Origin of the sequence: Halobellus ruber, assembly GCF_014212355.1 — an archaeon.
In the GTDB taxonomy this organism is placed as follows: Archaea; Halobacteriota; Halobacteria; order Halobacteriales; family Haloferacaceae; genus Haloquadratum; species Haloquadratum rubrum.
In genome coordinates this window covers 36,613-63,288 of record NZ_JACKXD010000004.1, presented here as the reverse complement: position 1 = coordinate 63,288, position 26,676 = coordinate 36,613, and the positions used below count along the sequence as shown (strand labels likewise).

At 70.0% G+C, this 26,676-nt stretch carries 24 protein-coding genes; 12 read left to right on the top strand and 12 right to left on the bottom strand.

The window, feature by feature from the left end; all coding sequences use genetic code 11:
• The first annotated feature begins 57 nt into the window (after window positions 1-57).
• Entirely contained in the window at window positions 58-1,422 is a 1,365-nt protein-coding gene (locus tag H5V44_RS11825) for a glycoside hydrolase family 68 protein (protein WP_185193342.1), read from the top strand.
• A 56-nt stretch (window positions 1,423-1,478) separates the two neighbouring features.
• On the opposite strand, the gene H5V44_RS11820 is transcribed toward H5V44_RS11825, so the two are convergent.
• The 5 genes from H5V44_RS11820 to H5V44_RS11800 all read right to left on the bottom strand — a co-directional run bounded on the left by H5V44_RS11820 (window position 1,479) and on the right by H5V44_RS11800 (window position 7,980).
• Window positions 1,479-3,599, bottom strand: a complete 2,121-nt coding sequence (locus tag H5V44_RS11820) for a GH32 C-terminal domain-containing protein (protein ID WP_185193341.1) — start codon at window positions 3,597-3,599, stop codon at window positions 1,479-1,481.
• Between the two features lie 152 nt (window positions 3,600-3,751).
• On the bottom strand, window positions 3,752-5,059 hold the full coding sequence (locus tag H5V44_RS11815) for an acetamidase/formamidase family protein (RefSeq protein WP_185193340.1): 1,308 nt from the start codon (window positions 5,057-5,059) through the stop codon (window positions 3,752-3,754).
• A gap of 69 nt (window positions 5,060-5,128) precedes the next feature.
• Window positions 5,129-6,070: a hypothetical protein gene (locus H5V44_RS11810; protein ID WP_185193339.1), complete on the bottom strand. Its 942-nt coding sequence runs from the start codon at window positions 6,068-6,070 to the stop codon at window positions 5,129-5,131.
• A 155-nt stretch (window positions 6,071-6,225) separates the two neighbouring features.
• Complete coding sequence (locus tag H5V44_RS11805; protein WP_185193338.1) at window positions 6,226-6,576, bottom strand: 2Fe-2S iron-sulfur cluster-binding protein; 351 nt, start codon at window positions 6,574-6,576, stop codon at window positions 6,226-6,228.
• Window positions 6,577-7,980, bottom strand: a complete 1,404-nt coding sequence (locus tag H5V44_RS11800) for a selenium-binding protein SBP56-related protein (protein ID WP_185193337.1) — start codon at window positions 7,978-7,980, stop codon at window positions 6,577-6,579. It abuts the gene before it with no gap.
• Between the two features lie 147 nt (window positions 7,981-8,127).
• Between H5V44_RS11800 and H5V44_RS11795 the strand changes: the two genes are divergently transcribed.
• The gene (locus tag H5V44_RS11795) at window positions 8,128-9,045 is read left to right on the top strand and encodes an HFX_2341 family transcriptional regulator (protein WP_185193336.1); all 918 of its coding nucleotides are present in this window, start codon (window positions 8,128-8,130) and stop codon (window positions 9,043-9,045) included.
• Window positions 9,046-9,048: 3 nt separating this feature from the next.
• On the opposite strand, the gene lrp is transcribed toward H5V44_RS11795, so the two are convergent.
• On the bottom strand, window positions 9,049-9,510 hold the full coding sequence (lrp, locus tag H5V44_RS11790; protein ID WP_185193335.1) for an HTH-type transcriptional regulator Lrp: 462 nt from the start codon (window positions 9,508-9,510) through the stop codon (window positions 9,049-9,051).
• Window positions 9,511-9,636: 126 nt separating this feature from the next.
• On the opposite strand from lrp, the gene glnA reads away from it, so the two are divergent.
• Both glnA and H5V44_RS11780 read left to right on the top strand, forming a co-directional pair.
• Window positions 9,637-11,010, top strand: coding sequence for a type I glutamate--ammonia ligase (glnA, locus tag H5V44_RS11785; protein ID WP_185193334.1), 1,374 nt, complete (start codon window positions 9,637-9,639; stop codon window positions 11,008-11,010).
• A gap of 180 nt (window positions 11,011-11,190) precedes the next feature.
• A complete protein-coding gene (locus tag H5V44_RS11780; protein ID WP_185193333.1) occupies window positions 11,191-13,374 on the top strand; it encodes a DUF7405 family protein in 2,184 nt (727 codons plus the stop codon).
• Window positions 13,375-13,397: 23 nt separating this feature from the next.
• Here the strand turns inward: H5V44_RS11780 and H5V44_RS11775 are convergent, their stop codons facing one another.
• The 3 genes from H5V44_RS11775 to H5V44_RS11765 form a co-directional block, all read right to left on the bottom strand.
• A complete protein-coding gene (locus tag H5V44_RS11775) occupies window positions 13,398-14,291 on the bottom strand; it encodes a phosphatase PAP2 family protein (RefSeq protein ID WP_185193332.1) in 894 nt (297 codons plus the stop codon).
• A 137-nt stretch (window positions 14,292-14,428) separates the two neighbouring features.
• On the bottom strand, window positions 14,429-15,775 hold the full coding sequence (locus tag H5V44_RS11770; protein ID WP_185193331.1) for a YhjD/YihY/BrkB family envelope integrity protein: 1,347 nt from the start codon (window positions 15,773-15,775) through the stop codon (window positions 14,429-14,431).
• Between the two features lie 77 nt (window positions 15,776-15,852).
• Window positions 15,853-16,974, bottom strand: coding sequence for a tRNA (guanine(26)-N(2))-dimethyltransferase (locus tag H5V44_RS11765; RefSeq protein WP_185193330.1), 1,122 nt, complete (start codon window positions 16,972-16,974; stop codon window positions 15,853-15,855).
• 369 nt (window positions 16,975-17,343) lie between these two features.
• Here H5V44_RS11765 and H5V44_RS18195 point away from each other — a divergent pair, with 369 nt between their 5' ends.
• The 6 genes from H5V44_RS18195 to H5V44_RS11735 all read left to right on the top strand — a co-directional run bounded on the left by H5V44_RS18195 (window position 17,344) and on the right by H5V44_RS11735 (window position 21,462).
• On the top strand, window positions 17,344-17,643 hold the full coding sequence (locus H5V44_RS18195) for a hypothetical protein (RefSeq protein ID WP_185193594.1): 300 nt from the start codon (window positions 17,344-17,346) through the stop codon (window positions 17,641-17,643).
• A 39-nt stretch (window positions 17,644-17,682) separates the two neighbouring features.
• The gene (locus H5V44_RS11755) at window positions 17,683-18,540 is read left to right on the top strand and encodes an HVO_0234 family beta-propeller protein (protein ID WP_185193329.1); all 858 of its coding nucleotides are present in this window, start codon (window positions 17,683-17,685) and stop codon (window positions 18,538-18,540) included.
• Window positions 18,541-18,606: 66 nt separating this feature from the next.
• Window positions 18,607-19,473 carry a ribose-phosphate diphosphokinase gene (locus tag H5V44_RS11750; RefSeq protein ID WP_185193328.1) on the top strand — a complete coding sequence of 289 codons (867 nt, stop codon included), beginning with the start codon at window positions 18,607-18,609 and terminating at the stop codon, window positions 19,471-19,473.
• Between the two features lie 24 nt (window positions 19,474-19,497).
• Window positions 19,498-20,136 carry a uracil-DNA glycosylase gene (locus tag H5V44_RS11745; RefSeq protein ID WP_185193327.1) on the top strand — a complete coding sequence of 213 codons (639 nt, stop codon included), beginning with the start codon at window positions 19,498-19,500 and terminating at the stop codon, window positions 20,134-20,136.
• A gap of 45 nt (window positions 20,137-20,181) precedes the next feature.
• Window positions 20,182-20,607 carry an HIT family protein gene (locus H5V44_RS11740; protein ID WP_185193326.1) on the top strand — a complete coding sequence of 142 codons (426 nt, stop codon included), beginning with the start codon at window positions 20,182-20,184 and terminating at the stop codon, window positions 20,605-20,607.
• Between the two features lie 63 nt (window positions 20,608-20,670).
• Window positions 20,671-21,462, top strand: coding sequence for an AAA family ATPase (locus tag H5V44_RS11735; RefSeq protein WP_185193325.1), 792 nt, complete (start codon window positions 20,671-20,673; stop codon window positions 21,460-21,462).
• Between the two features lie 27 nt (window positions 21,463-21,489).
• On the opposite strand, the gene H5V44_RS11730 is transcribed toward H5V44_RS11735, so the two are convergent.
• Window positions 21,490-22,008 (bottom strand): DUF7858 family protein, encoded by a 519-nt coding sequence (locus H5V44_RS11730; RefSeq protein ID WP_185193324.1) that lies wholly within the window; start codon window positions 22,006-22,008, stop codon window positions 21,490-21,492.
• A 161-nt stretch (window positions 22,009-22,169) separates the two neighbouring features.
• On the opposite strand from H5V44_RS11730, the gene H5V44_RS11725 reads away from it, so the two are divergent.
• Both H5V44_RS11725 and H5V44_RS11720 read left to right on the top strand, forming a co-directional pair.
• Entirely contained in the window at window positions 22,170-23,060 is an 891-nt protein-coding gene (locus H5V44_RS11725; protein WP_185193323.1) for a transcription initiation factor IIB, read from the top strand.
• A 98-nt stretch (window positions 23,061-23,158) separates the two neighbouring features.
• Complete coding sequence (locus H5V44_RS11720; protein ID WP_185193593.1) at window positions 23,159-24,442, top strand: adenosylhomocysteinase; 1,284 nt, start codon at window positions 23,159-23,161, stop codon at window positions 24,440-24,442.
• Window positions 24,443-24,713: 271 nt separating this feature from the next.
• Here the strand turns inward: H5V44_RS11720 and H5V44_RS11715 are convergent, their stop codons facing one another.
• Together H5V44_RS11715 and H5V44_RS11710 are read right to left on the bottom strand one after the other, a co-directional pair.
• Window positions 24,714-25,223 (bottom strand): GtrA family protein, encoded by a 510-nt coding sequence (locus H5V44_RS11715; RefSeq protein ID WP_185193322.1) that lies wholly within the window; start codon window positions 25,221-25,223, stop codon window positions 24,714-24,716.
• Window positions 25,224-26,657 (bottom strand): sulfatase, encoded by a 1,434-nt coding sequence (locus H5V44_RS11710; RefSeq protein WP_185193321.1) that lies wholly within the window; start codon window positions 26,655-26,657, stop codon window positions 25,224-25,226.
• Between the last annotated feature and the right edge of the window lie 19 nt (window positions 26,658-26,676).

The following is a 26,676-nucleotide window of genomic DNA, read 5'->3' as shown; positions in this document are numbered from 1 at the left end:
GCGGCTCCGAGTCGGGGCGACTAAGTGAGGCTGTCGACTAGTCGGCTGCAGCCACCGATGACTGGCGAACGAGACGACGATCGGCGCCGCCCCTCCCAGCCGCCGCGCTGGACGCGGGCGCAGGCCGCGCGGATCGAACGCTCGGCCGACACCGTCGCGCCGGTCATCGAACCGCCGGCCGCCGACCCTGCCGCGGACCTCCACGTCTGGGACACCTGGCTGCTCCGGAACCGCCACGGGGAACTCGCAGACGTCGACGGCTGGCGGGTGCTGTTCTCGCTGACGGCCCCCGAGAAGCTCCTGCCCGGGAAGCGACACGACGTCGCCGAGATCCGCTTTTTTTATTCGCGGAACGGGACCGACTGGCACGGCGGGGAGACCATCTTCCGAGGGGACGCGCTCGGCCAGCGGCAGTGGGCCGGCTCCGCGCTCTACGACGGCGGCGAGCTGTACCTCTACTACACGGCCGCGGGCGACGATGCCGCCGACGAGTTGAACTACACCCAGCGCATCGCCGTCGGGCACGGCGGCCGGTTCGTCGGCGGCGAGGAGGGCGTCCGGAGCGAGGGGCCGTGGACCCACGAGGTCCTGCTCGAACCCGACGGCGAGTGGTACGAGACCGAATCGCAGTCGAGGGCGATGATCTACACCTTCCGCGATCCCTGGTTCTTCACCGACCCGGCGACGGGCCAGACCTGCCTGCTGTTCGAGGCGAACACGCCCGTGCCGCCGGGGAGCGACCGCTGCGGCGGCGACGGCGCCCAACAGGAGTTCAACGGCAGCGTCGGCGTCGCCGTTTCGCCGAGCGGCGACCCCCTGTCGTGGGAGCTGCGGCCGCCGCTTTTCGACGCCGTCTGCGTGAATCAGGAGCTCGAACGGCCCCACATCGTCGTTCACGACGGCCGGTACTACCTGTTCGTGTCGAGCCATATGCACACGTTCGCGCCGGGGATCCGCGGGTACGACGGGCTCTACGGGTTCGTCGCGGACTCGCTTCGGGGCGAGTACGAGCCCCTGAACGGCTCCGGGCTGGTCGTCACCAACCCCGCGAGCGTCCCTTACCAGGCGTACTCGTGGATCGCGTTCCCGCACCGCGAGGAGATCCTCGTGGGGAGTTTCTACAATTACCGGGAGTACGCGGGCGAGTCGCTCGACGGGATCGCGGACCTCTCGGAGGCCGAACAGCGGAGGCGGTTCGGCGGCACCCTGAGTCCGACGATCAGGGTCGCCGTCGACGGCGACCGGACGCGGATCACGGGGACGCTGGCGCACTGGGACGTGCCGACGCCCGCGGAGGACCTCCCGGACTCGCCCGAGTACGTCCCGCCCGAGGGGACCGACGTCGGCGAGGGGCGACCGTCCGGACTCCCCGGGCGGATGGACCGCCACCGGACGGGCGGCTACTCGACGGGCAACTACTGAGACGGGCCCCCTGAACGGGCGACTGCCGGGACGGCGGCCCGCGAGCGGACGGCCGCCTACGGACGCGGCCCGCGGCCGGCCGACGGCGCGGGCGCGATCGCGGGCTCCAGCTCCCAGACGTCGACCGTGAGCGACGCGCGACCACCCTCGGCGGCGACGGAGACCCCGGTGCTGTCCGCCTCGGGGTACACGCGGCTCGTCAGGCAGCGACGCCCGTTGGCGTAGAGTTCGATCACGGAGCCGTCGAGGAACGCCCGGAGCGACAGCGGCTCGTCGTACGGCGTCGCCGGCATCCGCTGGGCGTCGGCGGCGCCGGCACCGGCGCGGCTGGACGCCGAGCGATCGACCACGACCTCGCCCTCGCGGGGGTAGCGGATCGCCGTCCGCTCCGCCCGATCGGCCGACTCGAACACCGAGAGCTCGAACGCCTCGGCGTCGTCGAGTGCGACCTCCAGGTCGATCTCCAGAGTCCGGCCGCCGGCATCGAGGGCGCGGCGCTCGTCGTCGAGCGCGTCCGGACCCCCGGCGGCGACGCGACGCGTCCGGAGGTCGGTGACCTCCTCGGCGGGCCGCTGTCGGAGCCGTCCGTCGTCGTCGAGCGAGAGGACCCGGGGAAGCGACAGCGCCCCCGACCAGCCGGCGTCCCACTGGGCGCGCTCCCCGCGGGTCTCCGGGAGCCACCCCCACGTCAGGAGGCGGTCGCCGTCCCGGAGCGACTGTGGGGCGTAGAAGTCGCCGTGATCGAGCACTCCTCGCGTGGTGACCTCGAACTCCCCGTCCGTGAGGTCGCCGAGGAAGTACACCACGTCCTCGTAGTTGGAGACGTGGAGCAGCGAGCGGTCGCCGAGGTCGAGCAGTTCGGGGCACTCCCAGACGGTCCCGTGCCCGTCGTCGCCGACGAGCAGCGGGCCCTCGTACTCCCACTCGCGGAGGTCCGGCGAGGAGTACAGCAGCACCGCGCCGCCCTCGTCGACGACGCCGCTGCCGATGAGCTGGTACCAGGTGTCGCCGTCGCGCCAGACCGCGTGGTCGCGGAACTCGACTTCCCAATGCTCCGTCGAGAGGAGATCCAGATCCGACGGCGGCGCCGCGATCACGGGGTTGTCGGGATCCTTGTCCCAGGTTCCAAGCCGCGGGTCCGCGCTCGTTGCCAGGCAGGGGAGCTGCCGCCGGCCGTCGCCGCCGGTGTAGAGGATCGTCGGCGTCCCGTCGTCGTCGACCGCACACCCCGACCAGCAGCCGTCACGGTCGGGGCCGTCCGGCGAGGGCGCCAAGGCGACCGGTTCGTCCCGCCAGTGGAGCAGGTCCTCGCTGGTGGCGTGGCCCCAGTGGATCGAATTGTGGAACGGCCCGGCGGGGTTGTACTGGTAGAAGAGGTGGTACCGGCCGTTCCAGCGGATGAGTCCGTTCGGGTCGTTCAGCCAGTTCGCCGGTGGCGTGAAGTGGTACCGGGGGCGGTGGGGGTCGCCGGTCAGGCGCGCGCGGAACCCCTCGAAGTCGGCCGTCGAGGTCGGCCGCGACGGCCCGGTCGGGTCGTCGGCGAGGGCCGACAGGCAGCCGGCGGCGAACGCCGAGCGGGCCTCGGCGACTTCGGGTGCCGCCGGCTCGGCGAACGAGAGCGGCGCGCCGACGCCGAGGACGCTGCCGCGGTCCCACGAGACGACGCGCATCTCCCGGGGGGCGTCGTGGCCGCCGCGGACGGTCGAGGCGAGCACCTCGCCGCGCGAGGGCACGACGTTCTCGTAGCGCGCCGCCGGGACCGCGCCGCGGTCGCAGACCGGGATCCGCCGGGAGTCGAACCCGGAGACGGCGGGGTGGTCGTCGTAGAGCCGTCGCCAGAGGACGCCGACCGGCTCGGTCACGCTCTCGACCCCGACGCCGTCGGGCGGAACCGGGTCGATCCCCAGCGCCTCGACGGCGCCCATCGCCCGCAGGCTGAGCAGGAGGTTGCTGCCGTCGGCGAGGAAGTCGGCGAGCGGCTCGGCGGGGACGCCGTCGAGCGGCGCGGCCCGGTGCCACCACAGTACGTCGAAGGGGCCGGCGTCCCCGTCGAGGTCGGCGACGGGGACGACCCGCGCGTCGGCCGCCCGCTCCCGTAGCCACGCCGCGGCCGCCCGCTGCTCGTCGGACGGCCCCTCCGCGTGGACGAAGCCGATCCGACTGCCGTCGCCGATCATACCACGGTCGATTCGTCCACGAGTAAAAGTCGTGCCGTCTTCGGACGTTCCCGTGACCCGACCGGGAAGCGGGCGGTTCGACGGCGATCGGCCGGCCGACGGCCTCCCGAGTCGTCCGGACGGCCAGGCGGTCCGCGTCGGGAGCCGACCCCTCAGAGCCCGTACTGCTCGCGTGCGGTGTCGCCGATCCCCCGCTCGTCGAGGACGTCGAGGGGCGCGAGCATATCAAGCTGGACGACACCCGGCAGCCGGCCGATCTGGACGCCGCCGGTGAACGTACACCGCGCGCGGACCTCGCCCTCGCTCATCCCCAGCAGTTGCGTCGCGCGGTCGAAGGCGTTCCCCGTGGCGTCGTTGACGGTGGCGCCGGAGCCGACCACCTGGATCGGCGCCATCCCCTCGTTGACGTCGACGCCGTGTTCGTCTCCCAGTTCGCGGCCGGCGGCGAGCTCGTCGTCGCTGTAGGGCCGGCTGATGAACGGGAGGTCCGCCTCCGTGGGCAGCAGGACTGGCCCGTCGAGGTCGAGGTCGTCGATCACCTCGACGTCCATCGTGACGGTGCCGCTCACGTCGGTGGTGTGCAGGGAGAGTTCCCCGTCGCCCTGGTTGGCGTGGAGGTCGCCGACGTAGACGCCGCCGCCGTCGACGGCGACCGGACAGAGCAGCGTCGCCCCCGGCCGGACCTCCGGGATGTCCATATGGCCGTCGGTGCGCTGTTGTAAGTCCGCTTCGGTCTCGACCCCGTAGTCGTGGTCGGCGCCGATCAGGTTCTGGCCGAAGTCGCCGGCGTTGTGCGAGTCGGGCATCGTGACCGGCGGCGTGGTGCCGATGTTGCCGATGAACGGTCGCAGCCGGCCGAGCGTCCCCGGCATCCCGTCGGGTTCATACAGGAGAATCGGGTGCTGGCGGGCGTTCTCGGGGATGTCCATCACCTCCTCGGCGTCGGTCGCCAGTTCGTGAGCCCCCTCCTCGTCGAGCGTGAGCCCGACAGCGTTCTCGTGGTCGAACGCGACGGTGTACCCGTACTCGAAGCCGAACGAGGAGGCGTTTGCGCCGCATTCCGCACACCGGATCGCGTCCTCGCCGGTCCCCTCGACGACCGAGTCGGGCCACGTCGTCCCGCACTCCGGACACCGGTGGTCGACGAAGGGGTCGTCCCCGAAGGCGCCGTCGCGCTCGGCCATCGACCCCGTCGAGGTTGCCATACTCGTCACCTCGATGTCGCGGATGTGGATCGCCACCGCGTCGCCGACTTCCGCGCCCTCGACCCGGATCGGCCGTGTGACCTCGTGACCGCCGCGGAACGACGGCGTCACCATCGGCCCCCAACACCCCGGCGGCGTGTACGTCGTCACCGTGCCGCCGTCGGCGACGGTGCCGGCCCACTCCTGATCGGGGCCGACGAGCCCGAGCGTGTACTGGTCGACGTGCAGTTCCTCCTGAACTGTTTGTTGAGACATCTCATACCGGACTATGGAGTTGCGGAAGATAACTGTACTGACCGCCGAGCGGGTCACCGTGCGCCGGTTCTACTCGCCTTCGTCTTCCGCCCGCGGCCGGTCGTTCGCTGTCTGCCAGCCCCGGACGACGCCGACACAGAGGAGCGCCCCGATCGCCGGCACCACGACCAGATGCGCCATCTCCTGGAGCCGGCGGCCGAGGAGCGCCGAGGGGCCGACGGCCACGATCCGGAAGGCCACAACCGGGAGGACGGCGGCAGCGACGCCGGCCGCCGTCGCGAGGGGCCACCCGACGCGCCGGGAACCGAACAGGGCGACCGCCGGGACGGTCGCGAGCGATCCGAGCACCACCGCGGGCGTGAGAACGGGCCCGAGCGGGATCCAGTTACTCGGACTGGAGACGACCACCGTCCGGTAGTCGTCGCCGTCGGCGAGCACGAACAGGTCGGCGTCGGAGACGACAAGCGCGAGTAGGCTGTCAGGTGTCGCGTCGAGTCCGTCCTCCAGCGCCGGCGGTCGGTCGGTGTAGAACGCGGCCGACCCGTTGGCCGCCGCCACGTCGAGCACCGTCCGTCCGTGCGGCGACAGGTTCCCGCGCCGGAGCAGGACGGTGTCAGTCCGGTCGACGGCGCTGATCGCGAGCGTTCCTCCGCCGACGAACTCGGCCGAGAAGACGAGCACGGCGCCGTCGCGGTCGATCACCATCCGGCTCGGCTCCGACTGGTCGATATCGGGTCGCGGTAGATCGTCGGGATATAGGCCGAACTCCGTCGTACCGTTCCCGTAGCTTCCGGACTCCGCGAAGGTGACGTTGACCGCCCCCGGCGCTTCGAGCCCGGTCCGGACGACCGTCTTCGCCTCCGGGGAGAGGTCCTCCCACTCGGGTGGGCCGGTGTCGTCCACCGCGACGTTGTACGTGGGCGAGACCGATCCGGGCAGTGCGGCGCCCGCCCCGAGCGCCAAGAGGCCACCGGCGGCCGCCAAGATGATCAGGGTTCCGCTTCGGTCCATCAGTACGGGCCGGTGTGCGGCGTTTGATCACAAGTGTCTTCTCCCCACGACGGTCCTCGCCGACGGCGAGACTGGCGTGGCATCTGATCGAGTCGCTGGCCCCGCCGATACCCCCGCTCGTTCGGCTTGTTACCGGGTAGCTCCGACCGACAGTACTACTTCCAGGGTGTACCGACGGCGTCGGCCTGGATTCCGTGGCCGACCCGGAGTCGGCAGGCAGTCTCGGGTGTCCCGATACAGAGCAGGACGTAGCCGGCATCGAGCGAGCGGTCTTTCAGCGCCCGCGGGGGGTCCGTGTGGCGGAGTTCGCCGTCGAGCAGTTCGGCCGTACAGGTGCCGCAGACACCGTACAGACAGCCGTACGGGATGGCGACGTCGGCCGCCTCGGCGGCGTCGACGACGGACTCGTCGCTGCCGACGCGGATCGTCTCGGTCCGTCCGTCGGGCCAGACGAGTTCGACGGCGTGGCTGGCCCGCCCGCCGTCGTCCGTGCCCTCATCAATCATTCATTGCCAGACGTCGCTGGTGCAGTCGCCGCCGGGCCACCGGATCTCGTGCGCCCGTGCGGGACCGCCGGGCGCGTCGCCGAAGTCGACGAGGAAGTCCTCGTCCAGTTCCATCCGGCCCGCTTCGGGGTAGACATCCGCCTTGAGCATCAGCGACCCCTCCTCGGCCATCTCGGGGTAGAACTGATTGTCCCACGACGAAAACAGCGACGTCGTCCAGTAGAGACGCCGGCCGTCGCGGGACAGTTGGAGCATCTGCGGTGCCCCGCGGATCTCGTGGCCCTGAACCTGCCGGCGCTCGCCGAACGGACCGCCGGCCCACACCTGATCGACCAATCGCGGGTTGCCCGCGTCGCTGACGTCGTACATCCGTACGTCCCCGTGCAGCCAGTTCGAGAAGAACAGGTACTGGTCGTCCAGCGACAGGAGCAGATCCGTGATGAGCGGCGGGACGGGCATATCCCAGTCCTCGTGTTCGCGCGACTCCTCGTCGATGACGACGTCCCAGTCCCAGGCGCCGTCGTCGGCCTCGTAGAACCGGATGACGTTCGAGGACAGCGCCGCGCCGACGTACCCCTGAGTCTCCTCGGGGTTGTGACTCATCCGGACTTCCAGCGGGATCAGGCCCTCCTCGCCGAACTCCAGTGTCTGGCGATGCTCGTGGGTCTCCCAGTCCCAGACGTGGATGCTGTCGCCGTACTTTCCCGCCTCGACGTCGTCGAGGTCGAAGCCCGGGTAGTAGGTGCTCGGCGCGGCCCACTCGCTGGAGATCAGGACGTCGTGACGCGGCTGATACCAGTAGTCGTAGTTCATCGCCATCTCGCCGCGGTCGGCTTCCCAGTGGCCGTCGATGCTGAAATCCTCCTGGTCCAGCTGGAGGAACCCGCCGGGGAGTTCGCCGTCGGCGTCGCCGAGCATACTGATCACGATCTTGCCCCCGGGGACGCAGTGAACGGTGTGTGGTGCCGACAGGTCGTGTTCGAAGACGTCCTCTGGTTCGATGATCTTCACTATTTCGGGATCGCGGGGGTCTTCGGCGTCGACGACGTGGATCCGCGAGGAGCGCTGGCCGGGGACGACCAGATACTGCCGGGACAGCCCCTCGGCGTGGCAGGACGACGAGCAGGCGTTCCACCCGAAGTGGTGGAGTTCGTCGCCCTTGTTCGGCATCTCGATGGCGTCGACGAGTTCGCTGTAGGTGTCCGAGTCGGGGTCGAGGTCGACGACGCCGACGAAGTCGTGGCCGTCGTTTTCCATCCCGACGCGGGGCGCCATCACGTAGGCGGTCTCCTCGCGCCCGCTCTCGACCCGCATCGCCGCCGGCGTCGGATAGCCCGGCCCCTCGGCTTCGTGGTGTTCGTGACCGTGGTCTTCCGTGCCGTGTGTATGCTCGTCAGTACTCATCCCACGTTACATTCGGATGCAAACGATTAATAATGTTACTCCACGGACATCGTGTTCGCGCGCGGTCGACCATCGGCTCCGGGTCCCCGCTGCTAAGCCGTCTCCCGGACTGCAACTCTTAACACGCCGACAGGGGAACCGATGGGTATGCAGACACACATCGTCCCGGTCGGGTTCGATTACGACCGGCTGATCGCCCCGCTCATCCGGGACCAGCGGGACGTCGACCGGGTGATCCTGCTGGAGGGGGCGGTCGGCAGCGAGTCGAACGTGGAGTACTCCCGGAACCTCTCGGGGAAGCTGGAACAGGACTTCCGGAACCTGCTGGGTGCCGACACCGAGCGCGTCGTCGTCGCCGACGTCTACGACTACGACGCCGCCTTCGAGCAGGCCTACGAGCTGATCAACGCCGAACTCGACGCCGCCGCCGACTCCGAGGTGTGGGTGAACGTCTCCGCGATGCCCCGACCGGTCTCGTTTGCCTTCGCGACCGCAGCCCACTCGATCATGGTCGAACGCCAGGAGGACAGGGATCGGATCCACACCTACTACACCGCCCCCGAGAAGTACCTCGAAACCGAACTCGCCGAGGAGGTCCGAGCCGCGAAGGAGCTCCTGGCGGACCTGCAATCGAACACGGACGTCGACGACGAGCGGATCCGCGAGCGTCACGACGCCGCAGCGGATCTGATCGCGGAGTTCGACGAGCGCGGCACCACCATCGGCGCAAAGGAGATCGGCGGCAGCCACATCGTCGAGCTCCCGGTGGCGTCGTTCCGGAACGTGAAGCCCTTCGAGGAGGTGATCCTCTTCGAGCTCGGGGAGTACGGCGAGTTCGACTCAGTCTCGGAGCTCGCGGAGACGCTCGCCCGCGACCTGGGCGAGGAGTACACCGACTCCTTCCGGTCGAAGGTCATCTACAACGTCGACCGGCTCGGCCCCGGCGGGAAGGGGTACATCGAACGGGAGGAACACGGGAAGTCCTACCGGACGCGGCTCTCCCGGATCGGACAGTTGTGGGTGCGCGCCCACGCCGAGGACGACTCGCTGGAAGAGCGGGCCTGACCCTTACTCCTCGACGACGTCGAGGTCGAATTGGGCGTTTTCGACGACCGAGTTGAGCACGACGCTGGTGTTCGACTCCCGGATGTCGGCGTCGGTCAGCAGCTTCTTGATCTGGGCGTTCATCCCGTCGGTGTCCCGGAACTTCCCGATCGCGATGACGTCGTAGTCGCCGGTGACCTCGTAGACCGTCGTCATCTGCTTTTGATCGCGGAGCCGTTCGGTGATGTCGGGCAGGGCGCTGCCCTCGACCTTGAGTTGGATGATCGCGGTGACGTCGTACCCGAGCGCGTCGTAGTTCACACGCGGGGTGTACCCCTCGATCACGCCCTCGTCTTCGAGGTCCCGCAGGTGGTTCGAGACGGTTGTGACCGAGACGTCAAGATCCTCCGCGAGGCTGCGGAGGCTCGCGCGACCGTCGCCCAGTAGTGCGTTGATCAGTTTTGCGTCGAGGTTTTCGTACGTCATTACACCGACGAAGGCACTAATAACATTAGAATTTTACGAATATCCAATTAGGTACGGAGCTACGGGCATTTGCACTAAGCGATAAGGTCTTTATACTGGGAGTGTTCGACTTCGACTGTCCAGGATATGACGGACGAAAATACACCCGGGACCCCCGTCACCGACGGCGGTCTCTCAGCCGAAGCACAGGACGTCATCGACGAGATCGACGAGAAGGGCGTCGAGTTCCTCCGCCTCCAGTTCACCGACATCCTCGGAACCGTCAAGAACGTCGCCGTACCCGCGACGCAGGCCGAGAAAGCCTTCACCGACGGCATCTACTTCGACGGATCGAGCATCGAGGGGTTCGTACGGATCCAGGAGTCGGATATGCGTCTCAAGCCCGACCCCGAGACGTTCGCCGTCCTGCCGTGGCGGGACGGCACCTCCGCGCGGCTCATCTGCGACGTCATCAACACGTCGACGGGCGAGCCCTTCGAGGGTGACCCGCGCCGCGTCCTGAAGAACGTTCTCGACCGCGCCGAGGAGATGGGCTACGAGGTCAACGTCGCCCCCGAACCCGAGTTCTTCCTGTTCGAGGAGGACGAGGAGGGACGGGCGACGACGAAGACAAGCGACGCCGGCGGCTACTTCGACCTGGCGCCGAAGGACCTCGCGAGCGACGTCCGCCGGGACATCATCTACGGCCTGGAGGACATGGGCTTCGAGATCGAGGCCAGCCACCACGAGGTAGCCCAGGGCCAACACGAGATCAACTTCGAGTACGACGACGCGCTGACGACAGCCGACAACGTCGCCACTTTCCGGACGGTCGTCCGCGCCATCGCGGCCCAGCACGACCTCCACGCGACCTTTATGCCCAAGCCGATCCCGCGGATCAACGGCTCGGGGATGCACACCCACATCTCGCTGTTCGAGGGCGGCGAGAACGCGTTCCACGACGAGAGCGACCAGTTCGACCTCAGCGACACGGCCCACTCGTTCCTCGCGGGCATCCTCGATCACGCGCCCGCGATCACGGCCGTCACCGACCCGACCGTCAACAGCTACAAGCGGCTGGTGCCCGGGTACGAGGCGCCGGTCTACGTCGCGTGGTCCGACCGCAACCGCTCGGCGCTGATCCGGAAGCCGGCGGCCCGCGTCCCCGCCGCGAGCCGGATCGAGGCTCGCTTCCCCGACCCGTCGTGTAACCCCTATCTCGCCTTCGCCGCCCTGATCTCCGCGGGGCTCGACGGGATCGAACGCGACCTCGACGCCCCGGACCCGATCCGGGAGAACATCTACGAGTTCGACGAACAGAAGCGCCAGGAGTACGGCATCGACACGCTGCCGGCGAACCTGGGCGAGGCCGTCGACGCCCTGGAGGACAACGAGGTCATCGCCGACGCGCTCGGCGACCACGTCTACGACAAGTTCGTCGAGGCCAAATCGCAGGAGTACGACGAGTTCCGCGTCGACGTCTCCCAGTGGGAACTCGACCGGTACCTCGAGACGTACTGAGCGGCATCCCGACTCGGATTTTTTCCCGCCGCGTCACATCGCCCGGGAGCCGAGCGTCCAGCCCCGCCGAATCCCCGGCCCGCACTCCTGGTAGCCTGGAATAGAACCATCGTTACAGCCATTAGAACTAAAACATACTAATCCTACACGATTTGTCAGGGCAGGGAGCCTGGGTCACAAATGACGTGTCCGTTTCACGACAGCGGGAGCACCGACACCGGGGAGCACAACGATACGACTGACGAGCGGGCGACCGAGGAGCCGGAACCCGGCGGGGGGAGCCGCAGTACACCCGACCGCGACCGGGGGGTCGAACGCCGCTCGTTCCTGAAGTCCGCGCTCGCGATCGGGGGCGCGAGCGCGCTTTCGTCGGCGTTGGGAGTCGCCGGCGTACCGTCAGTTGCGGCCGCTGAAGGCGATCACGAGGCCATCGGCGTCGCCGCTCGGGACAACCGCCAGCACGCGTGGGACGGGTACGAGAAGTACTTCCCGGAGCGCGAGCAGACCCTCCCGCCGGAGCACCACCTCGTGCTCCACGTCGACTACACCGGGGACGGCGAGCCGACCCCCGAGGACCGCGCGGAAGCCGCCGGGGCGTTCCGGGAGATCGAGCGAAGCTTCGAGTGGAGCCACGAGGGCGTGTTGTTCACCGTCGGGTACTCCGCGAGCTACTTCGATCGGTTCGGCGAACCGCTACCGAAGGGGATCGATCCAAAGGGTGGGTTCGCGAAGCCGGCGCTTCTGACCCCCGAGCAGTTGATCGAATCGCCGGGGGTGACGTTGGAAAACGAGCGCCCGGTTGCGGGTGACACCTACGACGCCGTCATCCACCTCGCAAGCGACGACATTCGGAAGCTACTGTTGGTCGAGCAACTGCTTTGGGACGGCTACGATCCCGCGGAAGTGTGGGACGAGGACCCGGCCGAGGCGACGATCGGCTTCGACCACACGCTCGACGGCATTTTCACCAAACCGGAGTCGTATCCGGCGCGACGTGTCGGGTTTGCGGGCCACGAGAACGTCGAGGAACGGCTGGCCGAGGACACCGACTTCGACGCCGACCGCGTACCCAACGAGAACGAACTCGAAGACGAGGTCGGCAACGAACACCCCGCGGCGGAACTCTCGATGGGGTTCAACGACCAGTACAAGAACAGTCTCCCGCGGGAGACGAACGTCACGCTCTTGGAGGACCAGCGGCTCGTGGAGCCGAAGTCGCCGGGCGTGTTCGCACAGGGAACGATCCAGCACGTCTCGAAGCTCAACATCGACCTCGATGGGTTCTACGACGACCACGACTTAGAGGGCCGGCGTGACCGGATGTTCTCGCCGGACCACGACGACGACAACACCGGCGCGGTCGGCGAGAACCTCGGGAACTCCAATGCCCCCGGCGACACGCCGATGCGGGACGTGACACAGGCCCCCGACGACCCGACTGGGGGAGACAAGGCTCGCGAGACACAGCCGGACTGGGAGGACGGGGTTGCCGGGCACGCACAGAAGGTCGCCCGTGCGCGGTTCGATATGGAGACCCGGATCACCGAGGAGGGGCAGAAGCGACTCTCGGGCGGCGACCGCGAGGAACTCCTCCCCGCGGAGGAGCGCCCCGACGACCTGCCAGGTCACGACGACGCCCAGGAGACCGAGGGCGTGTTGCTCCGCCGTGACTTCGTCGGAACCGCACCCCTCGCGCCCGGTGAGGACCGCACCCCGGGCAATCATTTCATCGCGCTGATGCGGTTCAACCCGTATATGGCGTATATGCGGCAGGCGATGAACGGCGTCCCCTTCGACTCGGCGGCGTTCGGCCTCGTCGGCGACGGGCGGATCGAACACGACAACACCGGAGCGATACTCAACGACGACGGCACCCTGGTCGACGTCGACGAGGACAGCGGCATTGCGAGCTACCTCGAAACACAGCGCCGCGGCAACTACCTCGTGCCGCCGCTGACACAGCGCGCGCTGCCGCATCCGCAGGGCGAGGAGGTCGACATCACCGTCAAGCGAGCCGGTGAGAACTACAAGGTGACCGTCGACGGCGTTACTGCCGGTGATCTCGAGGACGGGACCGTCCAGTTCGGCTGGTTCTACGACGTGAACCGGGCGCGCGGCGCCGAACCGCGGCAGGTCACCCAGCGCGGCAACCGGACGACCTTCGTGTTCCCCGCCGGCGGGACCGGGATCGACACGGCGCCCGGCGGTCCCGACGGCGACGTTCGCGTTCGGCTGTTGGCCAAACGGAACGACACCGGCCGGCCGGTCAGAGGGACCGCCGAGGTCGATGCGAGTTCCGAGGGCGGAAACAAAGGCGGACGGAAGGACAAGGGCAACGCCGAGACCGCCCGCGCTGACGACTGAAGCGTCGGAGTTTCCGGTCGGATTCAGTCCCCTTCGCGACTCGCAGCCAGCGGCAGCCACAGCAGGACAACCACGCCGAGAGCGCCGGCGCCGACGGTCGGCACCGCAGTCCCGAGGAGTTCCGCCGTCCCACCCATCGCCGCCAGCGCGGCCGCCAGCCCGCCGCCGCCGACCGCGAGCGACCGCGTCGAGACCGCGACCGTTGCCGCGACGGCCCGGTGGCCGAACCGCCACCAGCCCGCGAGCGCCCCCGCGGCGGTCCCGACGCCGAGGAGGAGTTCGCTCTCGCCGGGCGCGACCGCGAGCCCCGCAATCCCCACCGCCAGCGCCAGCGCGAACAGCGCGGCCACGTGGCCGTGGGCGGGGCGGGCGAGCGGCCCGACCGCGTCCTCGACGTCGAAGCCCGGGCCGAGTCCGACAGTGACCGCGAGCAGCGCGACCCCGAGCCCGACGCCCGCAACGACGTCGACGAGGTAGTGGACCCCGATGAGGACCCGCGAGGCCGCGACGACGACGATCACGGCGGCCGCGGCAGCGAGTCGGCGCCGCCACCGACCGCGCTCGGCGAGGATCGCGAAGCCGCCCCAGAACGCCGTCGACCCGAGCGCGTGGCCGCTGGGGAACCCCAGCCCGGCGCGGGACGAGATCGGCGGGCGGGGCAGCCCGAAGAACTGTTTCAGCCCGATCACGAGCCCGATCGCACAGAGCCCGAGCCCCAAGGCGAACGCCGCGCCCGACCGGGGAATCCCCACGCGGTCGCCGAACAGGTACGCGACCGCGACACACGCCAGGAGGAGGTAGGGGTTGCCGAGATGCGTGAGCAGTCCGAAGAGCGCGACCACGGCCTCCGGAAGCGACGCCGCGAACGCGACCTCGCCGACGCCGCGGGTGGCGAGGGGGGTTGCGGGGAGCGTCATCGCCCCGACCGTCGCCGTCGGAGGGACAAATATCGTAGGGTTTGCAACTGGTTGCACATCCGATCGCACGCTGTCGTGCGATCGAGTGAGCGAAGACTTGCAGACGTTACGATAGCTGCGGGGGTCGGTCGGCGGGATCAGGACCGCCGGTCGCGGATCCAGTCGACGAACCGGCCGGGGACCCCGAGGGCGTTGAGTCCCACCCCGAAGACCACGAACAGGGTGTAGAGCCCGAGCGTCGAGAGGTAGATGATCACCATCGCGACCACCGCGAGCAGGTCGTCCTCGAGGAAGTAGAACGCCGAGATCGTCGCCGCGGTGCCGTAGAGGAGAACGAGATACGGTCCCCAGCCGCGGGCCTTCCCGCGGCGGAGTCGGCCGCGGACGTACCGCTCGAGGTCGGCTTTGAGCGTCGGCCGGTCGACCGTCCGGGACTCGACGTCCTCCTCGAACGCCGCGAGGTCCGACCGGAGCTCCTCGACCCGGCGGTCGAGCTGTTCGATGTCGGGCGCGCCGCGGGGGTCGACGTCGGTCGCTCCGTCGTCGGGCGCGTCCGCGGCGGGGTCGCCGGCGTCGTCGTCGGATGCGTCCTCCGCGCTCATCGTCCGGTCGGCACCTCGAACCCGCGGCTGTTGTACCTGCCGGTCTCGATCCCCGTCGGCGGCCGGCGCGAAGCGACGCGTCCCGTGATCCTCCCTGTGGAGCGGCACCCCGACGCGGTCGGCGAGCACCGCGTTGGCCGCGGCGCCAGTCAGCACGAGGATGCCCGACGCGTAGAACCACGTGACGAGGAGGAGCACCCCGCCGAGCGCGCCGGCAACGCCGGTCGAGACCCTGGCGTAGATGCTGAACGCCGCACTCAGCCCGGTCCAGCCGACGGCCGAAAGCAGCGCTCCGGGGAGCGCGCTCCGCAGCGGGACCGGAACGTCCGGGATCACGGCGTACAGCGGCAGGAACGCAACGACCAGGAACGAAAGCAGGACGAGCGGCCCCACGACCCCCACGAACGGGAGGTCGGCCACGGCGATGACCGCCGTCGTGACCGCGACCCCGACTGCCGCGGCGCCCAGCGTCGCCAACACCACGACCCCGTCGGAGAGCTGCTGGAGGATCGGGCTCGTCGGATAGCCGTAGATCCGCGCGAACGCGACGTCGACGCCGCGGAACAGTTTCAGCGCGCCCCACGTGGTCACGGTCAGGCTGACGACCGACAGCGCCCCCTGTCCGGAGCGGTCCGCCAGCGCGCCCGCGACCAGATCCGACCCCGTCGGCAGGAGATACGCGCCGGCGACAGCCTGCACCCGGGTTGCGAGGTCGGCGCCGCCGACGACCGTCGCCACCACGACCCCGAAGGTCAAAAGCGGCACGAGCGACACCAGCACGTAGTAGGAGATCCCGGCGGCCAGGAAGGTCACCTCGCGGTCGCGGACTGTCTCGACGACGGAACGGACGACGGCCAGGCGGGGAGCAGTCGGGGCGCTCACAGAACCGGTTCGTCGGACCGCCACAAGAGTATGCGTGGTCTCCGACGCCCCCGTCACCCGCCCGCGGCGTCGACTCGTCACTCCCCGGTCGCGTCGCGGATCTCCGTCACCGTGGCGTCGGTCTTGAAGGCGGTCCCCGAGTAGTGGGCGCGGGTCGCCGAGAAGCCCGCATCGCGGAGCGAGTCGACGAACTCGTCCATCCCGACGGCCGGCCGGCTCCACTGCTTGCAGAGCCGGTGTTGGTCGTAGTGCGTCGGCGTGTCGAGTTCCGCGGCGACGGTGTCGAGCAGACGGCGGGCACGGGCGGCCTCGCCCATCCCGTCGGTGACGTACTCGCGGACCGACCGCGCGAACGCCGGATCGGCGATCGGGCCGAGGTAGATCGGGCCGGCGGTCAGGAGTCGGTCGCCGCCGCAGGCGTCGCACGCGTCGGGCGGGTGGGCGATCAGGTCGCGCTCGTGGGTCCGGCGGAGACAGTCCTCGCAGTGGTGGACGTAGCCCAAGTCCGCCAGGAGGTCGTCGGCGCTGGTCGCCCGCGCGTCGAGTTGGAGGTACGTCCGGGCGTAGTGGCGGGTGACGTGCGAGAGGATCGGGACCGCGGCGGTGTCGTACCGGGCGGCGGTGCGGATCAGCGCCGACAGCAGGACCCGCAGCCCCATCTCGGGGTGGTACTCGGTGTTCTGCGGGAGCGTGGTGTAGGTCCGGATGCCTGAGCGCTGATGGGCGCCACACAGCGGCGCGGTGTCGGTGGCGGTCACGCACACCAGGCTGCGGGCGTTGGCGAACGCGGCGTCGGCGAACGGGATCGGCGTCCCGAAGGGATCCAGATCGACCACGTCGAAGACGGTCTCCGAGTCGTGGAGGAAAGCGTTGGCGTCGCGTTCGACCGCCGCGCCGTCGAGGCCGTTGCGTTCCAGGTTCTCGCGGGCGAGCGCGACCGCCTCGGGGTCGACGTCGGCACAGGTCACGTCGAACCCCGCGGCCGCCGCCCGGACGCCGCGGATCCCGCTTGCCGCCATCGCGTCGAGGTAGGTGCTCGCCCGCGGCTCCCGCTCGGCGTAGGCGTCCAGCGCCGCCACGGTGACGTCGCGGTTGAGTTCCTGGGTCGGGTTGTAGAAGACGTCGTCGCCGGCGCCCTCGGCGGCGCCGTCGCGGGCGCCGGGGACCGAGATCTCGACGTCGCCCTCGCAAACGTCCATACGCCCGCCGGACGCTCCGCGGCGAAAAGCGATGCGGTGCGGGGGCGGGGCACCGGTGGCGTTTTGTCCGCCCCGGAGCAACCGACGGGCGTGAGTCACGGCGACGGCGACCCCGACGGGGACGGGTCGGGGGAGGGGTCCGAACGGGGGGGCGACGGCAAGCGGGGGTCGCCACCCGCCCCCGACAGCGACGTCGCCGACGGTTCAGACGAACCAGCGGAGGGCGGGGGCGACCCGGACGCAGTGGACGAATTCGACCCGAAACCGACGGACGGACCCGCCCCCGAACCGACGGAGTATGCGGTCCCGACCGAGACCGGAAGCGACGCCGAGACCGCGTGGCGGCGCGACCTCGCGGAAGCCGGCGAGTTGACGCCGACGGCGGTGGAGGCGATGCTCTCGCTGCACGGCGACCGCGGCGGGCGGGCGATCGAGGCCGTCTCCGAGGGGCGCGTGAAGCAGTACCGCGATTTCACGGTCGTGGTCGGCCACGAGGACGAGTACGTCGTCGAAGACGGCGGCTGCACCTGCAAGGACACCGCCTACAACCTCGATCCCGGGGACCCCGAGGACCGGTGCTGGCACGTGCTCGCGGTCGCGATCGCCGAGCGGATCGGCGAGGTCGACCACCACGCGATGTGGTACTCCGAGGTCCGGGAGTTCCTGTGAGGGCGTACGGTTTTTACCCCGCCTCGACGAACGCCGCGTATGCCCACGATCGACGAGAAACGGGTCTACACCGACGAGTCGGGGACCGAGACGGTCTACCTCGCAAGCGGGCTCGGGGTCGTCGCGGTGTCGGTCTCCGACGACCTGATCGGCGAGTTCGGGGTCGCCCACCGGTGTCGCGCCCGTGACGTTGCGACGGCCGGCCCGTACGTGGCGGCGGCGACCGACGAGGACGTGTTCGTCTGTGATCGGCGGGCGGCCGCCGACGGCGGTCCGGATACCGGATCCGCGTTTTCGGCCACCGGGTTCGGCCCCGCGACGGCGGTGGGGTTCCGGGACGGCGCGCTGCTCGCGGGCGACGACGACGGCCGCGTCGGTCGCGCGGAGGTCGACCCCGAGGCGGTCGGCGACGGCACGCCGGCGGACGCCGCGTGGACGGCGCTCGGGACGGTCGGCGCGGTCCGGGCGATCGACGGCGACTTCGTCGCCGCCGCGGACGGGGCCCACCAGGTCGGGGACTCGGGACTGCGGCCCGTCGGACTCGACGACGCCCGCGACGTCGACGGCGAGCCGCTCGTCGCGGCCGCGTCCGGGCTCTACAAGCTCGGCAACGGGTGGATGGACGTCGCTCCCGGACCCGCGGCCGCCGTCGACGCCGCCGACGGTCGGGGGTTGGCGGTCTGCGACGGCGACCTCTACGCTCGGGAGCCGGACGCGGGCGAGTGGGTCGCTGCCGCCCCGCCGTTCGACGCCGACGCGACCGTCGTAGCCGTGACCCACGGCGCTGAGGCCGCCTACGCAGTCACCGCCGCCGGGCGGCTCGCGGTCCGGGTGCCGGGTGCGGGGTGGCGCGACCGCGACCTGGGCGTCCGGGAGGTCGCGGCGGCCGCGGTCTGACGAGCGGACGGACGCGACCGCACCACAGACGGAAAGGGGTATTACGACGCGTCGTGAGGGTCCGGTATGATCGTACCCGGGTCGGCCTCGCAAGCCCTCGCGGCGAGGCTCGCGACGGAGTTGGGCGAACCGCTTGCGGCCGTGGAGTACGACCGCTTCCCCGACGGCGAGACGCTCGCGACGGTCACCGACTTCGACGCCGACCGGGCGGTCGTGGTCGCGACGACCGACACCAACGACGCGTGGGTCGAACTCCTCCAGCTACAGGACGCCGTCCGGGGGGCCGGCGCCGCGGAGGTCGTGACCGTCGTCCCGTATATGGGCTACGCGCGACAGGACCAGTCCTTTGCCGACGGCCAGCCGGTGTCGGCCCGCGCGATGGCGCAGGCGATCTCCACCGGAACCGACCGGGTCGTCCTGGTGAACCCCCACGAAAATGCCGTCGCCGACTTCTTCGACTGTCACGTCACCGTCTGCGACGCCGCCGGCCGCCTCGCGGATCCCCTGCCCGACGGCCTCGCCGACCCGTTGTTCCTGTCGCCCGATTCGGGCGCCGTCGAGCTTGCGGCGGCCGTCCGCGACGCCTACGGCCGGGGCGAGGTGGACTTCTTCGAGAAGACCCGCCACTCCGGGACCGAGGTGGAGATCTCCCCGAGCGACGCCGACGCCGCCGGTCGCGACGTCACCATCGTCGACGACATCATCGCCACGGGGTCGACGATGAGCGAGGCGGTCGCCCACCTGTCCGCCGGCGGGGCCGACCGGGTGTTCGCGGCGTGTATCCACCCGCTGCTCGCCGGAAACGCCCGGCTCAAGCTCGAACGCGCGAACATCGAGCGGATCGTGGGGACCGACACCGTCGAGCGCGACGTGAGCAGGGTGTCCGTCGCGCCGATCGTCGCCGCCGCGGTCAACGCCGTCGAGGCCGAGTAACCCGTCCGTGGAGCCACATCCCGAATGAGCGACCCGCCGTTTCCCGACCGCAGCCACGTGCTCGAACCCGGGTGCTCGCGGTGTCCAGACCTCGTCGCCTGTCGCGAGCGGATCTCGTGGGGCACCGGCGACCGCGACGCTGACGTGCTGGCGGTCGGTGAAGCCCCGGGGGCGGGGAACCCCGACGCCGACCGGTGGCGCGGCGGCAACTGGACCGGGAAGGCCTACACCGCGCGCCACTCCGGCCGGCGGATCCGCGACCTGCTCGCGGCGGCGGGCCACCCCGACGCGTACGTCACGAACGCGGTGAAGTGTTTCCCCTGCGACGGCGAGGGATCGAACCGCGAGCCCACGCCCGGGGAGCGAGCGAACTGCCGGACGCACCTCCGGACCGAACTGGAGACCGTCGAACCCGCGGCGGTCGTCGCGACCGGGCGACACGCCACGGTCTCGCTGCTCGCGCTCGACGGCCGGGACCTCGAGGGGTTCCTCGATCGGGTGCTGGAACCGATCGGGATGGACGTTGTCGACGCCACGCTCCTGCCAGTGCTTCACCCCTCGTATCAGGACGTGTGGCGGTCACGCCTCGGGTACACCGCCGCCGAGTACCGCGGGGCCGTATGCGACGCGATCGAAGCGGCTGTCGACGAGCAATCGGTATGAGGAGCGACCCGAACTTACTTGCGCGATTCGTCCCTTCCTTCGCGTATGAGCGAGGACCCGACCATCTTCGAGCAGATCATCGCCGGCGACATCCCGGCCCGCATCGTCCACGAGACCGAGACGGTCGCGGCGTTCCTCGACGCCAACCCGCTCGCGCCCGGCCACACCCTCGTCGTCCCGAAGGAACCCCACGAGCGGTTGGGCGACATCCCCGCCGACGAGGCCGCAGACGTGTGGGCTGCGGTCCAGGAGCTCGTCCCGCGGATCGAAGCGGCGGTCGACGCCGACGCGACCACGGTCGGCGTCAACGACGGGTCGGCGGCCGGCCAGGAGGTGCCGCACGCCCACGTCCACATCGTCCCGCGGTTCGAGGGCGACGGCGGCGGCCCGATCCACGCCGTCGCCGGCAGTCGGCCGGACCTCTCCGAGGACGAACTCGACGACATCGCGGCCGCGATCGGCGGGGAGTGACGGCCCGACGACGACCCTGCCGCGATCGCGCTTTTTAAATCCGAGGACGCGGCCACCTCGCGTATGTCGGAGACGCCGAACCAGTCGGGAACGGGGCGATCGACCGTCGCGGCGTTCGTGGGCGCGACCGGCGGCGCGGGGACGACGCGAACGGTCGTGGAAACGGCGGCGGCGCTCGCGGCCGACGGGCGATCGGTCGCCGTTCTCGACGCCGCGTTCGCGACGCAAGGGCTCGCGGACTACGTTGCGGGCCGGATCGATCCGGACGTCACCCAACTCCTCGTCGACACCGGAGGCAGCAACGGCGGACGCGCCGCCGACCTCGCCGCGGCGCTCTACGAGTTCGACGCCGGCGACGTCGCCGGCGAGGTCGCCGTCTGTCCGGCCCACGCGCCCTTTACGCGGCTGGCACGGGCGAAGTCACCCGCCGCCGCCGAGCGCTTCGAGTCGCTCGTCGGAACCGCAGCCGGGCGGTTCGACCACGTGCTCGTGGACGTGCCGCCGATCGCCGCGAACCAGGCGGTCGCGGCGGTGAACGCCGCCGACACCGTGGCCGTGGTCGCGCCCGCGACCCCCAGGGGTACAGAGGGCGTCCAGCAGTGCCACGAGCGTCTCGCCGACGTGGGGAGCGGGGCGTCGCTCGTGGTGTCGACACGGGGGGAGTTGGAGACCGCCGACATCGCGGTCCCCGCGACCGACGCCGACGACGTGGCGTCGGCGCCGGCGTGTCTCGGCGGCGGTTCGTTCGGGGCCGCCATCGAGCGGGTCGCCGCCGCAGTGACGGGGCAGGAACTCCGGAAACCGGACGACGACGGGGGACTGCTCGGGGCGGTCGGGGAGTACGTGGGCCGGTAAAACAAGGGACGCGGGGGGATCGAGCGGCTACAGGTCTCCGATCCCGTTCATCGTCTCGGCGAGGGCGTCTCGCTTCGAGACGGCCGCGTCGCCGGCGATGGGTTCGGTGGCCTCGCGGCGGACCGCCGCCTCGAGTTCGGGGATCGGATCGTGGGTTTCGACGTACGCCGCCAGTGCGAACTCCGCGTCGGTGGCACCCGTCAGCTCCAGGGCCTCGGTTCGGGCGATCCGGCCGTCGAGCCAGTCGCGGAGCACGCGCCGCGCGGTCGGCGACAGCGGCGTGAGCCCCTCGAATCCACATCGATGCAGGAGCTTCGCGGCCGTCACCGGCGCGAGCGCCGCGGATTCGCCGGCCGCTCCCGCGTCGGCCCCCGACCGGAACTCCTCGATCACCGTCGACGCCGCGGCGGCCGTACACGGGAGGTCCGCCTCGTGCTCCCGGAGGCGGCGATCGAGGTCGACCCCGGTGTCGTCGACGGTAGCGACCCCCCGCTCGACCTGTTCTGTCGTCGACTCGACGCCCGCAGCGATCTCCGATAACCCCATCGGGCGAGTATGACCGGGCGACGGTACATCAATTTTCGGTTCTGATACTGGGAAGTGCAGCAACCTACCGGTTACCGGTAGGTTTTACTCGGTTGGAGAGCGGATCTGACGCCGTTTTCTCCCGTCTTTAAATATTCCATCGCGACCAATTCTCGAATGTGATGAGCGAAGCACCCACTGCCGAGGCGCACACCGCGACGAACGCCTGCCCCGAGTGCGGGGGCCGCCCCGAAAGCGGGAGCGGCGAAACCGTCTGCGGCGACTGCGGGCTGGTCATCTCTTCGGACCACATCGACCACGGCCCGGAGTGGCGCTCCTTTGCGGACGACGACACGGACCCGAAACGCACGGGCGCGCCGCTGACGCGCTCCCGACACGACAAGGGACTCTCCACGGAGATCGGCCGTTCGACGCGAGTGAAAGGGCGAAAGCGGAAGCGACTCGCCCGGATGCGCCGCCAGCATAATCGTGCGCGGATCGCCACCAAACGCGACCGCAACCAGGTGTACGCGTTCACCGAGATCCGGCGACTCACGGGTGCGCTGTCGCTGCCGGACCGGATTCGCGACCACGCGTGTTCGCTGTTCGACTCCGCGCAGTCGGAGGACCTGCTCCGCGGCCGTTCGCTCGAAGGCTTCGCTGCGGCCTGCGTGTACGCGGCTTGCCGGGTCGCGGGCGTCTCCCGGACGGTCGGCGAGGTCGCCGACGCCGCGAAGGCGACCCGCGACGAACAGACCGCCGCCTACGACGCGATCAACCGCGACCTCGGGCTGCCGGTCGGCCCGATCGATCCCGCGGAGTACCTGCCCCGGTTCGCCTCCCGGCTCGGTCTCACTGAGGAGGTCGAACGCCGGGCCCGCGAGTACGTCGCGGAGGCCGCCGACCGCGGGATTTCGGCGGGCCGGAACCCCAGCGGCGTCGCCGCGGCGTGTCTGTACACCGCCGGCCGCGACGTCGACTGCGGGGTGACCCAGCGCGAGGCCGCCGACGTCGCGGACGTGACGCCGGTGACGTTGCGGTCGACGTACCAGGCGCTCCGCGACGGGGAGTGACGGAACCGAGAGCGGATGCAGCCGGGTCGCCGTCGCTAACGTGACGGCCCCGTGTCGGTAGCGTTTTGCCCCGCCTCCGGTAAGGAAACGGTATGAGTATGCAGTCGTACCCGCCGATCGGGGAGCAGCTCGACGACGCCGCGGCCGCCCGGGAGGAGGGCCGCCGCAAGATGGACTGGGCGCTGCAGCACATGCCGATCCTCCGGGAGCTCCGCGAACAGTTCGCCGAGACGGAACCACTCGCCGGCCAGACGATCGGGATGGCGATGCACGTCGAGGCCAAGACCGCGAACCTGGTCGAACTGCTCGCGCTCGGCGGCGCGGAGGTCGCGATCACCGGCTGTAACCCGCTTTCGACCCACGACGACGTGAGCGCCGCCTTAGACGCCCACGAGTCGATCACCTCCTACGCGAAGCGCGGGGTCGGCGAGGACGACTACTACGCCGCGATCGAGGCGGTCGTGAGCCACGAGCCGACGATCACCGTCGACGACGGGATGGACATGGTGTACGCGATCCACGAGGACCACCCCGACCTGATCGACACCATCGTCGGCGGCGCCGAGGAGACGACCACCGGGGTCCACCGCCTGCGGGCGATGGACGACGACGGCGAGCTGAACTATCCCGTCTTTGCGGTCAACGACACCCCGATGAAGCGGCTGTTCGACAACGTCCACGGCACCGGCGAGTCCGCCCTGGCCACGATCGCGATGACGACGAACCTCTCGTATGCCGGCAAGAACGTCGTCGTCGCGGGCTACGGCAACTGCGGGAAGGGCGTCGCGAAGAAGGCCGCCGGTCAGAACGCGAACGTGATCGTCACCGAGGTCGAACCCCGCCGCGCCCTGGAGGCGCACATGGAGGGCTACGACGTGCTGCCGATGGCGGAGGCCGCCGAGGTCGGCGACGTGTTCGTCACGACGACGGGCAACCGCGACGTCATCACCCGCGAGGACTTCGAGGCGATGCAGGACGGGGTCCTACTCGCGAACGCGGGGCACTTCGACGTCGAGATCGACCTCGACGCGCTCTCGGAGCTCGCAGTCGACGAGTACGAGGCCCGCGACGGCGTCCGCGCCTACGAGATGGCGGACGGCCGCCGGCTGAACGTCCTCGCGGAAGGTCGGCTCGTCAACCTCGCGTCGCCGATCGCGCTGGGTCACCCCGCGGAGGTGATGGACCAGTCGTTCGGGATCCAGGCGGTCTGCGTCCGCGAACTCGTCAAGCGCGGCGAGGAGTACGAGGCCGGCGTCCACGACGTCCCCGACGACCTCGACCGCGAGGTCGCCGAGATCAAACTCGACGCCGAGGGCGTCGAGATCGACGCCCTGACCGACGAACAGGCGGAGTACCTGGACAGTTGGAGCCACGGAACGTAAGCCGAATCAGGTCGGATCGTGCGCTGGCGTTCCGGCCCCGGACGTAAGCGACAACCGAGTTTCGGCGAGCGAGTGCTGACCGAAGAACCGTCGGCGGGTGGGACTGGAAGGGGCCGCGCTCTCGACGAACCCGGACGACGCAAGCACTGAGGAGCGAACGTAGTGAGCGACGAAGCGCGCAGCGAGTCCCGGAAGTCGAGAGCGCGGGGGCTTCCGGGATCGTCTCTGCCTCACTCCCGCTTGTCGTGCCTATACGCAAGTAACACTCGTCTTACTGTCCCCACGTCCACTTCGCGTCGAGCACGTACCGGTAGATCCCGCTCACTACGATCGCAACGGCGTTCGCCAGCAACGGCTCGATCGGGCCGACGCTCGCCACCAACGGCTTGATCACCCCGAACGCCGACAGCTCGACCGCCTCGGCGCCCGCCGCCAGCGGGTCGAACGCCCCGGACTCCACGAGGGCGTAGAGGATCCCGAGTTGGATCGGGATCGCGGTCCCGCGGACCACGTTCGTCTTGAGGAGCCCCACGAGGTACTCGACGGTGCCGGTGTTCCGCGTCACCTGAAACGTCCAGGCGTTGTTGAGGACGTACGACAGGATGATCGTGATCTCGATCGCGAAAAGCGCCGCGAGGAGGTAAAACAGCCCCAGGATGTTGATGAAGACCCACAGCAGCACCTGCTGGATCCCCGCGGTGAACGCGCCGACGATGACGAACCGGCGAAGCTGGAGCGCCAGCGGCCCGGAGTGGAGGTTACGCAGGAAGCGCCGCAGCATCTACCGGTAGCCGAGCGCCTCGAGGCGAGCGCCGAGGTCGTCGTCGACCTCGGGAGAGGGGTCCGCCGCCGAAGCGCCCGCCTGAAGCAGCTCCGCGTGGGCGTCGACGATCGGGCGGTACCGGTCGACGACGCCGTCGGCCGCCGCGTCGGGCTCGACCGACCGGTCCGTCGTCTGCCCCGGGTCGGTGGGGCGGTGGTACAGCTCCTGGGTCCCCGTCTCGGTGTTCCGGATGTAGGTCCACTCGCGGTCGCGGACGCTCACGAGCAGGTCGCCGTCGTCGAGCGAGCGGGGGATCGGCTGTGTCGTGACCTCCTCGCCGCGGACCGTCACCGAGACGACCGGGTCGCCGGCGGGCGCCGTGCCGTCGACCGCAGCGGGGACGAGCGACGACCCCTGCCACGCCTCGGGGGCGTCGACGTCCAGGAGATCGGTCACCGTCGGGGGGATCGCGTCCAGGCTGACCTGGCCGTCTACCCGGCCGCCGTCGACGCCCGGGACGTCGACGATCAGCGGAACCCGGATCAGCTCGTCGTAGAGCTTCGGGTAGTGGGCGAGGTGGCCGTGATCCTGGAACTCCTCGCCGTGGTCGCCCGCGAGGATGACCGCGGTCTCGTCGTCGTGGCCGTTCGCAGCGAGGGACTCGAGCACCCGACCGATGCTGTCGTCGACCTGGCGGGTCGCGGCCTGGTAGAGCGTCCGGAGCTCCCGGAGGGTGCGGTCGTCGACCTCCCACCCCAGCCCGGTCCGGGTGTGGGCGTGGAGCATCCGGTGGGTGCCGAGAAACCCGTCCGAAACCTCCCGGATGTACCGCGGGGCCGGAACGTACGGCGTGTGGGTGTCCATATAGTGGAGCCACAGGAAAAACGGCTCCTCGGCGTCGGCGAGGAAGTCGGTGGCGGCGTTCTCGACGTCGAACATTCGGGAGGTATCCAGGAAGGGCCGGTCGTCGGCGTTGCCCGCGAGCCGCGAGCGGATCCGGCGGATCGGCGACGCGGCGAGTTGGAGCCACGCCTCGACGGTCGGGTGGGTGGCGAGGTATCGGCTGTAGATGCTGGATCCCACGCTGGCGACGAACGGCTCGAACTCGTCGAACCCCTCGTCGTAGCCCCAATGCGAGGTCAGAAATCCGTTTGCGGCGTTGAAGCCGGCCGTCGAGACGCCGTCGTCGGAGAGCGTCCCGGCGAGCGTGGGAACGTCCCCAACGCCGATCTCCCCGGTGTCGGCGAACACCGGCCGCGAGGCGAGGATCGACGGAAACGAGAAGGGGGTCCAGTTGCCGGTGGCGAAGGCCTGCTCGAAGACGGTGCCCTCGGCCGCGAGGTCGTCCATCACCGGGGTGTGTCGGTCCCCGTCGTACACGCCGATCGCGTCGGCCCTGAGCGAGTCGACCGTCACGAGGACGACGTTCGAGACCGGTGAGTTCGTGTGCATGGGTGGGGTCCGGCTGCCA